The following is a 13,380-nucleotide window of genomic DNA, read 5'->3' as shown; positions in this document are numbered from 1 at the left end:
GCCGTACAGGCAGCTTAGAAACGCCGAGGGAAAAACGGAGGCGCAGATCGGCGCACTCACTGCCGTACAGGCAGCTTAGAAAAGAATAGTTAGCACTAGAATAATGCGGAGTGTGTTCACTGCCGTACAGGCAGCTTAGAAAGGCCTGCATTGTTGGGGTAGCGGCGACGACGCGTTCACTGCCGTACAGGCAGCTTAGAAATGGCAATGGGCGGCACTCGGTTTCGCGCATCAGTTCACTGCCGTACAGGCAGCTTAGAAAATATAACCATTGGACCTATAGGCTCTGAGAATGTTCACTGCCGTACAGGCAGCTTAGAAATGGTGAAGTTCTTCGTTGCATCTCCGCGCAGCGTTCACTGCCGTACAGGCAGCTTAGAAAGCAGGAAGATTTCTGCTTAAATGTCCTCTCCTGTTCACTGCCGTACAGGCAGCTTAGAAACTTGTGACAATGCAGGGCGAGGCTCAAGTGCTGTTCACTGCCGTACAGGCAGCTTAGAAAAAGAAATTCACAGCTAACAGTTTGCAGAAGGTGTTCACTGCCGTACAGGCAGCTTAGAAAACGCATTGCCGGACACCCGCGCATCGCCGGACGTTCACTGCCGTACAGGCAGCTTAGAAAATCGAATCATCCAGTGCTGCGGATCATGAAGAGTTCACTGCCGTACAGGCAGCTTAGAAATGCGCGACAAAGCACATCGTGATGAGAATACCGTTCACTGCCGTACAGGCAGCTTAGAAAAATCTGCGCGCTGGGAGGAAGGGATGAGCCAAGTTCACTGCCGTACAGGCAGCTTAGAAAATACAGCGGAACAGTGGCGTTCATTCACTAAGGTTCACTGCCGTACAGGCAGCTTAGAAATCATCGAAAGCTCAGCCGCTGTATGCTGGCTTGTTCACTGCCGTACAGGCAGCTTAGAAAGTGCTGCTTGACTGCATGGCTCTACGGATCAGGTTCACTGCCGTACAGGCAGCTTAGAAAAATACCGTACGTGCGCGCCTGCGTCATAACGTGTTCACTGCCGTACAGGCAGCTTAGAAAGACAAAGAAATCGCCCTCAACACTGGCCGCACGTTCACTGCCGTACAGGCAGCTTAGAAAGGTCAGCGGCATCGAACACCGGCGACTGTTCAGTTCACTGCCGTACAGGCAGCTTAGAAATTATCGCCGACCTTCACTTCCTTTGGCTCACCGTTCACTGCCGTACAGGCAGCTTAGAAAACCATGTCCTCGCGATTCCAGACGAGTGTAATGTTCACTGCCGTACAGGCAGCTTAGAAAGGGAGACCCAGCCCGCAGCTTGAGGGGATGCGGTTCACTGCCGTACAGGCAGCTTAGAAAAGCTAGGATAATCAATGTCTGCCATTATTCTGGTTCACTGCCGTACAGGCAGCTTAGAAAGGTAGCTAGCGGCGGGACTGGGCAGGCTGATAGTTCACTGCCGTACAGGCAGCTTAGAAAAAGCTGCATAGATGATTCGAGGCTAACAGATGGTTCACTGCCGTACAGGCAGCTTAGAAAAAAGCAGAATCAATCTGTCTTTTGGCGGCATTGTTCACTGCCGTACAGGCAGCTTAGAAAATACAGAGCAGGATGATACGCGCCGCATGAACGTTCACTGCCGTACAGGCAGCTTAGAAAATAGGCCGCCACCATCGCGATATGATGTAAGAGTTCACTGCCGTACAGGCAGCTTAGAAATAGCTAATTCCTTAACCACACAACCATTTTCCGTTCACTGCCGTACAGGCAGCTTAGAAAATGAAGGCGATGCCGTTAAGATAGTATCGCACGTTCACTGCCGAACAGGCAGCTTAGAAATGCTGGCGTTACAACGCTTTATTTGTCTGGCTGTTCACTGCCGTACAGGCAGCTTAGAAAGCGACGTGGACCACCACACCCCGCAAATCTTTGTTCACTGCCGTACAGGCAGCTTAGAAAATCAGACCCTAGCCGCCAGGCCGGAAACCCGCGTTCACTGCCGTACAGGCAGTTCTGCAACACGTTGCAAATCAAAAGATTTATCTGGAATCCTCACAGCAATTTCAAATATACCCGCTTTATTTAGCTTAGCGATTTACGCTATAGTCACCTCGCTGCGACATAATTCGCAGTCGGGTTTCGCAGCCCGGAAACTTATGAGGATACACATGATGTTTGCATCAAGTGTTAATGTCTTTGCACACCTATTACCCGTTCAGTTTAAACTGTTCAGTCAATGGTGGCTCAGGCTGGGCAACCTTAGGGTTGGCCGGTGTCCTCGTAGGCCGGTACTGCGAACCTTGTCTGAGCCATCACCAAAGAGTTTCGCAGCTCCGGTGTTGGTAATTATTACTACGAGGAGATGTAAATGAAAACGTCCCACAATCCTACCTTTCTGCCCTTTCTCACTTCTTGTTCGCTGCTTTTAATCATCAATAAAGGAGGTGGGCTATGAGCGTTAAACCTGACTGGCACCCCGCCGATATTATTGCCGCGCTGCGTAAGAAAGGCACTACATTAGCCGCGACATCACGTAATGCCGGGCTGAGCTCTTCTACACTGGCGAATGCACTTTCACGGCCATGGCCAAAAGGGGAGTTAATCATCAGTAAAGCGATTGGTGTTCCGCCTTCCACGATTTGGCCCAGCCGCTATTATGATCTGCATACCCGTAAAATGATCGACAGAAAACCCCGTTCCAGTGATACGGCATTGTAAAAGTAAGTCATCACCTTGAATAGGTTAAATGGCGTGAGAAATTACGCCATTTAAACAGATATAACGCATTGTTTTTTATATTTAAAACCCCCATGTATTTCATTCTATTTATAATTATCTCTTCAAAAGACGGATTGTTATTGGTTTGAATGTGTTATTGGTGTTAGAAATAGTCAGTATATTGCCATAGGCTATTTCTGATTATTTTAAGGCGACTAAAAATGCCTGAAGCACTCACACCCAGTGAACTTAAAACCATTCTGCATTCCAAACGATCCAATATTTATTATCTGCAATACTGCCGCGTATTAGTGAGCGGCGGGCGCGTGGAATATGTCACGGAAGAGGGAAAACAGTCTTTATACTGGAATATCCCCATTGCGAATACCACGGTGGTTATGCTCGGAACCGGCACCTCCGTCACTCAGGCTGCAATGCGCGAATTTGCCCGTGCAGGCGTGTTAGTCGGTTTTTGTGGGGGAGGCGGCACGCCGCTATTTGCGGCGAATGAGGTTGAAGTTAATGTCTCGTGGCTGACCTCTCAAAGTGAATACCGGCCGACAGAATACCTGCAACACTGGGTCAGTTTTTGGTTTGACGAACAGAAAAGATTGGCCGCTGCTGTCGCCTTTCAAAGGGTTCGCATTGAACAAATTCGGAAACATTGGCTTAGCGCGACCATGTCACGTGAAGATACATTTAAACTTGATCATTCCCGAATAGAATCAACGCTATTACGTTTTGAGCAGAGTCTGCCTGAATGTAGCAGCATTACTGAGTTAATGGCGCAGGAAGCGGTACTGACCAAAAGTCTCTATAAGGTTGCAGCCACAGCAGCCAGTTATGGTGACTTTACCAGAGCCAAGCGCGGCGGCGGAGTCGATCTCGCTAATCGCTTTCTCGATCATGGTAACTATCTTGCGTATGGGCTCGCGGCTACGGCTGTGTGGGTGATTGGTCTGCCGCATGGCCTGGCTGTCATGCATGGCAAAACGCGACGCGGTGGACTGGTGTTTGATGTTGCCGATCTCATCAAGGATGCCTTAATCCTTCCGCAGGCTTTTATTGCCGCGATGAACGGTGAAGACGAGCAGGAATTTCGTCAGCGTTGCCTGCGCAATTTTCAACGGGCTGAAGCGCTCGACGTGATGATTGATTCACTACAAAGCATCGCGCAACAACTCAGTCAGGTCAGCAAATGAATATTTTGTTGATCTCCGAATGTAATAAAAAAGCGTTGGTAGAAACTCGCCGTATTCTCGATCAGTTTGCCGAAAGAAAAGGGGAACGAACCTGGCAGACGGCAATCACGATGGAAGGGTTGAATACCTTACGGCGCATACTCAAGAAAACGGCTCGCAGAAATACCGCAGTGGCATGCCATTGGATTAAATCCAATAATCAGACGGAAATTTTATGGGTTGTCGGGAACATCCGGAAGTTTAATGAGAAAGGCTCCGTACCGACGAATACCACGCAAAGAGATATCTTAAAGTCTGACAGCGAAAATCAGTGGAATAGTCTACAGGCGGTTAGCCTCCTGGCCGCTATTGCTGGCCTCTTTCATGATTTCGGTAAAGCCAGTCGGCTATTTCAGAATAAATTAAAGGGGAAGGGCAAAGGGTTCGAACCCTACCGGCATGAATGGCTTTCACTGCGGTTGTTTCAGGCGTTTGTGGGCAATAGCAGCGACAGGCAATGGTTGACTGAATTGCGTTCCATCAGCGCGGTCAGCGAAGACAATATGCTGGCACGCCTGATTTGCGATCCGGTCGCGGGTTCACAAAGCCCTTTCAGCGCTCTGCCTCCAGTGGCGCGGATTGTCGCTTGGTTGATTGTCTCCCACCACCGTTTACCCGTTTATCCTTCGGCAACGGGTCCCCATCATAATCCCCCACAATCTGGTGATATCGAGCAGTGGCTGACTTCGCAATTCGCCCCTTGCTGGAACTCGACCAACGCCGATGCACCATGGACGGAGAAGGAACAACAAGCCGTCTGGCAATTTCCACAAGGGACACCAATACGTAGTGCCACATGGCGGGCGAAGGCACAGAAGTTCGCCGGACGGGCGCTGCAACTTCCGGGGTTGTTATATTGCAATATTGATGATCGTTTCACCTGTCATATAGCACGCCTGATATTGATGTTGGCTGACCACCATTACTCATCATCTGATGCCATCATAGGCTGGCAAGACGCAAGTTATGATGTTTGGGCCAATACGGATCGTAAGTCCCGCATACTGAAACAGAGACTCGATGAACACAATATCGGCGTTAGCCAAAACGCTTATCTGCTGGGACGAAGTCTGCCAAATTTACGTGATTCATTACCTGCTATTGCGCGGCATAAAGGATTTAAAAAGCGTACTGCACAGGAGAAGTTTCGCTGGCAGGACAAGGCTTTCGATCTGGCCTGCTCTGTACGGGAACGAACGGATAAACAAGGGTTCTTTGGTGTGAACATGGCTTCAACCGGTTGCGGTAAAACCCTGGCCAATGCGCGCATCATGTACGGTCTGGCAGATGAAAAACGCGGCTGTCGTTTCTCGATTGCTCTCGGTTTACGTACCCTGACCTTACAAACGGGTGATGCGCTGGGGGGGAAACTCCATCTCGATGCCGAAGATTTGGCCGTGATGATTGGCTCACAGGCTGTGCAGCAACTGCATCAGCTCGAGCGCGATAAACAGAATAATCAAGATACCGGCAGTGGATCTTCGGATGCCCTGTTTGCGGAACATCAGTACGTACGTTACGACGGCAGCCTGGACGATGGCCGCCTCAGCCAATGGCTGAAACAGACACCGACGCTGCATAAACTGCTTAGCGCGCCGGTATTGGTCACCACCATTGACCATCTGATCCCGGCCTGTGAAAGCCTGCGCGGCGGGAAACAGATCGCACCAATGTTGCGTCTGTTGACCTCTGATCTGGTATTAGATGAACCCGATGACTTTGATCTGGCCGATCTCCCGGCGCTGTGCCGGTTGGTGAACTGGGCGGGGATGCTGGGTTCGCGTGTATTACTCTCTTCCGCCACACTGGCTCCGGCTCTGGTGTTGGCGCTGTTCAATGCTTACCGCACCGGCCGTCAGGAATATCAGCGAGCCTGCGGAGAACCAGATTTACCGCTGAACGTTCCCTGCGCCTGGTTTGACGAAAACAGTATTGCGCAGAGCGATCACGCTGCTGGCACGTCGTTCCATACCGCACAGGCAGAATTTGTCGAGAAGCGCGTGGCAAAATTGCGGCAGGGCGAGGCATTGCGTAAATCTCTGCTGGTTGACGCTATCCCCGCCAGTATGAGTGAGGCCGATGTACATGATGCGGTAGCAGCCCGTATTGCTGCCTCGATTGAAAGCCTGCATCAGTTGCACCATCAGCCACATTCCACGGGGAAAACCGCCTCGGTAGGGGTAGTCAGAATGGCCAATATTGATCCGCTGGTGGCTGTCGCCAGGCGGTTGCTCAACACAATCCCGCCCGCTGATACCCGTATTCACTACTGCATTTATCACAGCCGCCATCCGCTGGCGATGCGTTCACATATCGAAAAACGGTTGGACGCCACTTTAACCCGCTATGATCCCAACGCGTTGTGGCAGGTGGCAGAAGTGCGGCATGCATTAGAACATTCCCCGGAAAAACATCATATCTTTGTCGTGCTGGCGACCGCTGTGGCAGAGGTCGGGCGCGACCATGATTATGACTGGGTCATTGCCGAGCCCAGCTCGATGCGTTCACTGATTCAACTTGCCGGGCGTCTTCAACGTCATCGACAGCTTCTCCCGGCAACGCCGAATATGCATATTTTGCACAAAAACGTAAAAGCGCTGAAACAGACTACGCCGGCATTCCCGGCGTATTGCAAACCGGGTTTTGAGACGCCGGTTAATCTGTTTTCCAGCCACGATTTACACCAGCTCCTCGAACCGCAGCAATATCACGTTATCACCGCTATTCCACGGATTCAGGAGCGCACTCATAAAACGCCGAAAGATAACCTGGTCGATCTCGAACACTATCGTTTATTCATTGAATTACAGGGTGATTCTGCTCACAAAGCGTGTGCAGCACAATGGTGGCGATATCCGGTGAGCTGGTGCGGAGAACTGCAACGCAACACGCCGTTTCGTCAGTCAGCACCCGACGAGCAACACAATTTGTGGATTGCCGAAGAGGGCAACGAGCCGATTTTTCGTAAACCCGATGACGGTATTGAGGGCTGGAAAGACAGTGGTGGATTCAACGTGATCGCACAGGAAATGGCACCCGGTGTCAGCGCCTGGATAGACATGGACTACGGCAAGATTTACCAGCAACTGGCCGACGAATTGGAATGGGAGTTACCGCGAATCAGCGCGACCTTCGGTGAAATCCGTCTGACGGCTGATGAGAAAAAAACATGGAACTGGCACCCGCTGTTAGGGGTGTTTGGCGAAAGGGATTAACAAAGAGTTACACTGAAAAGAGGCGATATGGAAAGAAATGGATTAAGCCAATTTATCACTGATTACATCGAGGGCCGCAAGCAACCCAAGCTTGAAGCCCACGACAAAGACGCAGAAAAAAAACTGGCGGAGATATCTGATCCAGAAGAGAAAGCCGCATTACAGCAAAAGCTATTTGGGCTGCGCCAGGAGATTGAGAAAAAGTACGAAGTTCGTACCTGGCTGACCGAGGCTGCGTCTCGCGCATGGCAAATCAGTCTGGTGACACACGCGATTAAGTACTTTCATGGTGATGCGAAAGGCAGCAGCATTTACAGTACTGCGGAACATCCTCAGGCCAGTCATCTGTCAACATCTTCCCTAAAAACGCCAGCGGTTGATGCTGTGGGCAACTCGGCGGTTCTTGATGTCGCGAAGCTGCTGCAAACGGAACACGAAGGGGATTCGCTGCTGGCCAGTTTGCAACGTGGTGACCACTCAGCGCTTGCACAGCTGGCAAAAAATGAACAGCAGCTTGCACTCTGGGTTAGCGGTTTTACGCAGGCGTTGTCGGACAAAAGTCTCAGCTCGCATAAGTTGGCGAAACAGATCTACTTTTCCATTGGCGATAATGACAATTATCATCTGCTCAGCCCGCTTTACTCCTCCTCACTGGCCCATGCGTTATATCAGCGCATCAACACGTCGCGCTACAGCGAAACCTCGGTCGACATACGCAAAGCACGCCGTGAGCAGCAATGGGCCCCGGATACTTTGTCAATATTTGCTGATGTCGCCATTCAAGGCATTGGCGGTACGAAGCCGCAAAATATCTCCTACCTGAACAGTGCTCGCGGCGGCAAATCCTACCTTTTGCGCTGCGCACCACCTGAATGGCACTCCACCCTTAAACCGCCGGTTGAACAGAAAACGATTTTTGGACCGACATTAGGCCAACTGGCGGGTGGAAGCATTCACCAGCTACGCAGGTATCTGGTCAGCGTGGTGAAGGAGGAAAACACGATGCTGATCCGTCAGCAACGCGCCGAACGGGTGGATGATATTATCGGCATTGTCTTTAGCTACGCCGCTGAAATCCAAAATTTGACTGATCAACAAGGCTGGAGTGCCCGGGCAGAATGCCAGTTGAAAGTCTCTCAGCAACTCTGGCTTGATCCATTGCGTCAGGAACAAGACCTGTCGTTCAAACTTCAGCGTGAAGATACGGATAGCTGGCAAAAAGAGATTGCCGGAGATTTCGGCCATTGGTTACATACCCGGTTGAATCGGGATGAGAAGCTCAATATGGGTGCGGTGGAGATCAGTGAACTTGCCTCTGTATTGCTGCGCCGTCGCCTGTTCGAATTTGATGCCTGCCGTCAGGAGGTGACACCATGAGCTACTTAGTCGTGATCCCTCGGGTGAAAGTCGAAAATGCCAATGCTATATCGGGCCTGACTTATGGTTTTCCTGCCATCAGCCATTTTCTCGGTTTTACCCACGCTTTATCCCGCAAAATTCAACCGGATCACGGGCTGAGGTTTACCGGTTGCGGCGTGGTGTGCCATCAGCATCAAATTCAGGCTCATCGGGCATCTCAATGGAGTGATTACTCTTTTGCCCTGACGCGTAACCCCTTGACCAAAGAAGCTAAAACCGCGGCCTTCAATGAAGAAGGTCGCATGCACATGACGGTGACGTTGTTTATTGAATGCCAGGGAGTCATTGCCAACGGTGACACCGGCGCGCGCGATTTGGCGCTGTTGCTGCAAACGCTATACCCGACTCAGCGTCTGGCAGGTGGCACCATTGTTTCAGCAGAGATGCCGCGTATTTTGGCGCTGCCGGAAAATGAAACCGGGCTCGCCGCGCTAACCCGCCGGGAAATGTACCGCGCACTACCCGGGTTTGCGCTGGTGGATCGCACCGATTATCTGACCGACCATTGGAAGCAACGCCAGCAGCAGGATCCTAATGCTGAAATGATCGACGCCTGGCTGGATTTTTCCGTGTTGAAAATGCAGGCCGCACCTATTGATGAAAGCCGCCAGCCCGAACATGGTGATGCTGCAATCTGGAGCGTGGTCGCCAAACCTGAGCGGGGTTATCTGGTGCCGCTGGTGACAGGGTATGGCGCTATCTCACCGGTTTATTCGCCGGATGAGGTAGATAAATCCCGCGACCCAACCATGCCGTTCTGTTTTGTTGAATCCGTCTATGGTGTCGGCGAGTGGCGTAGCCCGCACCGTGTTAAAGACATCCACCAGTTGTTCTGGCGTTACCAGTATCAGGACGGCCATTATCTGTGCCGTCACGCTGAAAAAATCGAAGAATCTGACCTAACCATGTATTTGGATTAACCAGCATTGATAACAAGGAAAGCACAATGACTAAAACTACCGTAAAAACTGCCTCTGTTTTGGCTTTCGAACGCAAACTGGCTAACTCTGATGCGTTGATGTTTGCCGGAAACTGGCAGGACTCGGGTGATCATACCCGCTGGCAGCCGATTGAAATCAAAGAAAAAGCGGTACGTGGGACCATTTCCAACCGTATGAAAACAGGGCTGGCCAGTGACCCGCTGAAAGTCGATGCCGAGATCCAAAAAGCTAACCTGCAACGTGTGGATGTTGCCGCGTTGCCTTTCGATGCTGATACCTTGAAACTGAGCTTTACCTTGCGGGTGCTGGGTAATCTCTCCTTGCCGTCCGTGTGTAACGATCAGGATTATCAGGCCGCTCTGGCGGCGGTCATTGACGGTTACCGCACCCAACACGGCTTTGGCATTCTTGCCGCACGTTACGCAGAAAACCTGGCGAATGGTCGCTTTTTATGGCGCAACCGCGTGGGTGCCGAGGATATCGCCGTGCATGTGACTCATAATAATCGCTGCTGGAAATTTGAGGCGGATACCTTAAACCTGCGCAGCTTCAGCACACCCGTTGGTGATTTGGCTGAACTGGCGGCCGTGGTCGAAGAAGGGCTGAGTGGGACGGCATCGGCACTGTTGAGTATTGAAGCCTTCGTCAGATTGGGCGCGGGGCAGGAAGTTTTCCCTTCCCAGGAACTGGTGCTGGATACCAGTCGTGACAGCAAAAAAAGCAAGATCCTCTATCAGGTTGGCAACGTTGCGGCACTGCACTCTCAGAAAGTGGGCAATGCACTACGCACCATCGATGACTGGTATCCGCAGGCCACGGAACGGGAACTTGGCCCGATCGCCGTTGAACCTTATGGCTCAGTCACCAGCAAAGGGAAAGCCTACCGTCAGCCAAAAGACAAAATGGATTTCTACACGCTGTTGGATAACTGGGTTACCAAAGACAAAGAGCCTGACGTGGAGCAACAACATTACGTGATGGCGATTTTGATCCGTGGTGGCGTCTTTGGTGAGAAGAGCGAATAAGGGGGCAACAATGGAAAGTTACCAGGATATCCGCCTCTTACCTGATCCGGAATTTGGTACCGAGCTGCTGATGGCCGCGCTGTTCTCTAAATTGCACCGCGCGCTGGGTCAACATGCCGCGGGTGACATCGGCGTGAGTTTCCCCCGTGCCGCAAAAACGCCCGGTGATGTGCTGCGTTTGCATGGCACTGCACAGGCGCTGGCGGCGTTTAACCAGCATCCGTGGCGGAAAGGAGTCAATGACCATATTGAATCCAGCGAAATTAACGCTGTACCGGGCAGTCTGAAGTATCGCACTGTCAGCCGGGTTCAGGTGAAAAGCAGCGCCGACAGGCTGCGTCGCCGGTCAGTCAAAAAAGGCTGGCTGACGGAAGAGCAAGCGCTGGAACGTATCCCGGATAATCAGTCAAAACGTTGCAACTTGCCGTTTATTGCCCTTAAAAGCCTGTCGACTGGTGAGCGTTTTCAATTGTTTATCCGGCAAGGAGAATTGCGTGATTCGCCAGTGGAAGGGGTATTCAGCGCGTATGGGTTGAGTGCGACCACCACGGTCCCCTGGTTTTGACCCTTTATTTTTGTTTATCACTAAGTCATTGATAGTAAACACGGGGTCGTAAAAGGATAAAAAAAGGGGTTAACGCTATAGATGGGAAAAAGCGGTTGTTTATTAAAAGGATAATCGCTTTTTTCAACTGTTCACTGCCGTACAGGCAGCTTAGAAAATTATTAAATTGCGTCTTGCTGATGTGAAGGAGTTCACTGCCGTACAGGCAGCTTAGAAATTGTTGGTATTCCCGCTGCCTGTCTGGACACCGTTCACTGCCGTACAGGCAGCTTAGAAACTCATCACTGGCCGCACACCGCAGTCAATAGCGTTCACTGCCGTACAGGCAGCTTAGAAATGACGGTGATTGCAGCGATGGCAAGGGACTGGGTTCACTGCCGTACAGGCAGCTTAGAAACTCATCGTATGAGTCAAATAGTCACCATCGGGGTTCACTGCCGTACAGGCAGCTTAGAAAGAGAATAAGCGATAGAACCATCGCGGCTTCAGGTTCACTGCCGTACAGGCAGCTTAGAAAGTATAGAGACGAATAATGACTACTCTGTCAGGGTTCACTGCCGTACAGGCAGCTTAGAAAGCCAACTCTTAGATAAACACTCAGCCAATGCTGTTCACTGCCGTACAGGCAGCTTAGAAATTCACCTGCAGCATCAAATACCGCAACAAGCAGTTCACTGCCGTACAGGCAGCTTAGAAAATTTGCCGGGAGTTGCTGTTTTTGCAATCGACGTTCACTGCCGTACAGGCAGCTTAGAAACATCCACAAAATCGAACGGGGAGAAAACAAAAGTTCACTGCCGTACAGGCAGCTTAGAAATTTCAAGGAACACACTATGAATGCTAATGAGCGTTCACTGCCGTACAGGCAGCTTAGAAAGGCAACTATTCAGCGGCATCGAACACCGGCTAGTTCACTGCCGTACAGGCAGCTTAGAAAAGTGAATGCTCCGTCGAAGAACTCACGCAACTGTTCACTGCCGTACAGGCAGCTTAGAAATAAAGAAACCAGAGACTATGTGCCAAAAGTTCGTTCACTGCCGTACAGGCAGCTTAGAAACCAAAACCCCATTCGATAAACTTTCCGGTCCAGTTCACTGCCGTACAGGCAGCTTAGAAATTAATCAGCATCAACTTCCCTGTGCGAGATGAGTTCACTGCCGTACAGGCAGCTTAGAAATGAGCATTGAAGAACTGAAAAGCATGCGAATGGTTCACTGCCGTACAGGCAGCTTAGAAAATAACTGACTCGTAAAGAGCAATAGCAGCTTCGTTCACTGCCGTACAGGCAGCTTAGAAAAAACGCAACAGCATTCAGCGCAGCGGCAATCTGTTCACTGCCGTACAGGCAGCTTAGAAACATAGCACCGAAATCTTTTACGCTAATCCTGTGTTCACTGCCGTACAGGCAGCTTAGAAATCAACTTGAGCCGAGCAAAGATTCCAGTCTCGGTTCACTGCCGTACAGGCAGCTTAGAAAACGTCGCGCACCGACCCAGTGCGCGCGGCCCCGTTCACTGCCGTACAGGCAGCTTAGAAATATGAGCGTTAAGTTATCCGCATACGTCTGGGGTTCACTGCCGTACAGGCAGCTTAGAAATTGAGGCAGAAATCGCAGCGCTGAAAGTCAAGGTTCACTGCCGTACAGGCAGCTTAGAAAACCGGCACCTGATCGCCTTTCAGCTCACGGATGTTCACTGCCGTACAGGCAGCTTAGAAAATAACGAAGAACCAGCCGAAATCTGGTCAACCGTTCACTGCCGTACAGGCAGCTTAGAAAATCAGACCCTAGCCGCCAGGCCGGAAACCCGCGTTCACTGCCGTACAGGCAGTTCTGCAACACGTTGCAAACCAAAAGATTTATCTGGAATCCTCACAGCAATTTCAAATATACCCGCTTTATTTAGCTTAGCGATTTACGCTATAGTCACCTCGCTGCGACATAATTCGCAGTCGGGCGTGAGAACTCGGTAACCTAAAGGCGATGCTGCACATCTATAAATGATGTGCGTAAAGTATCGAAGCTTTTGCTCACCTATGATAAGCCGTAATATGGCAAATTATATGTCTATGGTGGCTCAGGCAGGGCTGACTTCGGTCAGGCTGGTATCCTTTAGCGCCAGTATTCTCACCCCTGTCTGGGCTACCACCCAAGAGCGTGAGAACTCCGGTGGTAGCTATTAACTAGCTAAAGGAATTCACGATGAAAACGTCCCACAATCCTACCTTTCTGCCATTTCTCACTTCTTGTTCGCTGCTTTTAATCATCAATACAA

At 50.9% G+C, this 13,380-nt stretch carries 8 protein-coding genes and 2 CRISPR repeat arrays (1 of these 10 running past the window's edge); all 8 genes read left to right on the top strand.

The features are described from left to right. Positions 1 to 2,002: direct repeats of the CRISPR family, unit length 28 nt; unit sequence GTTCACTGCCGTACAGGCAGCTTAGAAA (it extends 7 nt beyond the left edge of the window). Positions 2,003 to 2,434: 432 nt separating this feature from the next. Further along, positions 2,435 to 2,701, top strand: a complete 267-nt coding sequence (locus tag IEV89_RS09335; RefSeq protein ID WP_188472806.1) for a helix-turn-helix domain-containing protein — start codon at positions 2,435 to 2,437, stop codon at positions 2,699 to 2,701. 221 nt (positions 2,702 to 2,922) lie between these two features. Then, complete coding sequence (gene cas1f, locus IEV89_RS09330) at positions 2,923 to 3,903, top strand: type I-F CRISPR-associated endonuclease Cas1f (RefSeq protein ID WP_188472804.1); 981 nt, start codon at positions 2,923 to 2,925, stop codon at positions 3,901 to 3,903. Further along, the gene (cas3f, locus tag IEV89_RS09325; RefSeq protein WP_188472802.1) at positions 3,900 to 7,157 is read left to right on the top strand and encodes a type I-F CRISPR-associated helicase Cas3f; all 3,258 of its coding nucleotides are present in this window, start codon (positions 3,900 to 3,902) and stop codon (positions 7,155 to 7,157) included. The genes cas1f and cas3f overlap by 4 nt, the downstream gene beginning before the upstream one ends. Before the next feature lie 27 nt (positions 7,158 to 7,184). After that, positions 7,185 to 8,534 (top strand): type I-F CRISPR-associated protein Csy1, encoded by a 1,350-nt coding sequence (gene csy1 / locus IEV89_RS09320; protein WP_188472800.1) that lies wholly within the window; start codon positions 7,185 to 7,187, stop codon positions 8,532 to 8,534. Further along, complete coding sequence (gene csy2, locus IEV89_RS09315; protein ID WP_188472798.1) at positions 8,531 to 9,496, top strand: type I-F CRISPR-associated protein Csy2; 966 nt, start codon at positions 8,531 to 8,533, stop codon at positions 9,494 to 9,496. The genes csy1 and csy2 overlap by 4 nt, the downstream gene beginning before the upstream one ends. Before the next feature lie 26 nt (positions 9,497 to 9,522). Continuing rightward, positions 9,523 to 10,542: a type I-F CRISPR-associated protein Csy3 gene (csy3, locus tag IEV89_RS09310; RefSeq protein WP_188472796.1), complete on the top strand. Its 1,020-nt coding sequence runs from the start codon at positions 9,523 to 9,525 to the stop codon at positions 10,540 to 10,542. Positions 10,543 to 10,552: 10 nt separating this feature from the next. Beyond that, positions 10,553 to 11,107: a type I-F CRISPR-associated endoribonuclease Cas6/Csy4 gene (gene cas6f / locus IEV89_RS09305; protein WP_188472794.1), complete on the top strand. Its 555-nt coding sequence runs from the start codon at positions 10,553 to 10,555 to the stop codon at positions 11,105 to 11,107. 129 nt (positions 11,108 to 11,236) lie between these two features. Continuing rightward, positions 11,237 to 12,944: a CRISPR direct-repeat array (repeat unit 28 nt; unit sequence GTTCACTGCCGTACAGGCAGCTTAGAAA). A 161-nt stretch (positions 12,945 to 13,105) separates the two neighbouring features. Continuing rightward, entirely contained in the window at positions 13,106 to 13,288 is a 183-nt protein-coding gene (locus tag IEV89_RS09300; protein WP_188472792.1) for an ash family protein, read from the top strand. Positions 13,289 to 13,380 lie beyond the last annotated feature (92 nt).

Source organism: Hafnia psychrotolerans, assembly GCF_014639435.1.
Taxonomy (GTDB): Bacteria; Pseudomonadota; Gammaproteobacteria; order Enterobacterales; family Enterobacteriaceae; genus Ewingella; species Ewingella psychrotolerans.
This window is presented reverse-complemented; position numbering and strand designations above follow the sequence as displayed.

Bases quoted from the DNA above. Each gene is read 5' to 3' on its own strand.
- IEV89_RS09335 (WP_188472806.1), top strand. From the start codon at position 2,435: ATGAGCGTTAAACCTGACTGGCACCCCGCCGATATTATTGCCGCGCTG.
- cas1f (WP_188472804.1), top strand. From the start codon at position 2,923: ATGCCTGAAGCACTCACACCCAGTGAACTTAAAACCATTCTGCATTCC.
- cas3f (WP_188472802.1), top strand. From the start codon at position 3,900: ATGAATATTTTGTTGATCTCCGAATGTAATAAAAAAGCGTTGGTAGAA.
- csy1 (WP_188472800.1), top strand. From the start codon at position 7,185: ATGGAAAGAAATGGATTAAGCCAATTTATCACTGATTACATCGAGGGC.
- csy2 (WP_188472798.1), top strand. From the start codon at position 8,531: ATGAGCTACTTAGTCGTGATCCCTCGGGTGAAAGTCGAAAATGCCAAT.
- csy3 (WP_188472796.1), top strand. From the start codon at position 9,523: ATGACTAAAACTACCGTAAAAACTGCCTCTGTTTTGGCTTTCGAACGC.
- cas6f (WP_188472794.1), top strand. From the start codon at position 10,553: ATGGAAAGTTACCAGGATATCCGCCTCTTACCTGATCCGGAATTTGGT.
- IEV89_RS09300 (WP_188472792.1), top strand. From the start codon at position 13,106: ATGATGTGCGTAAAGTATCGAAGCTTTTGCTCACCTATGATAAGCCGT.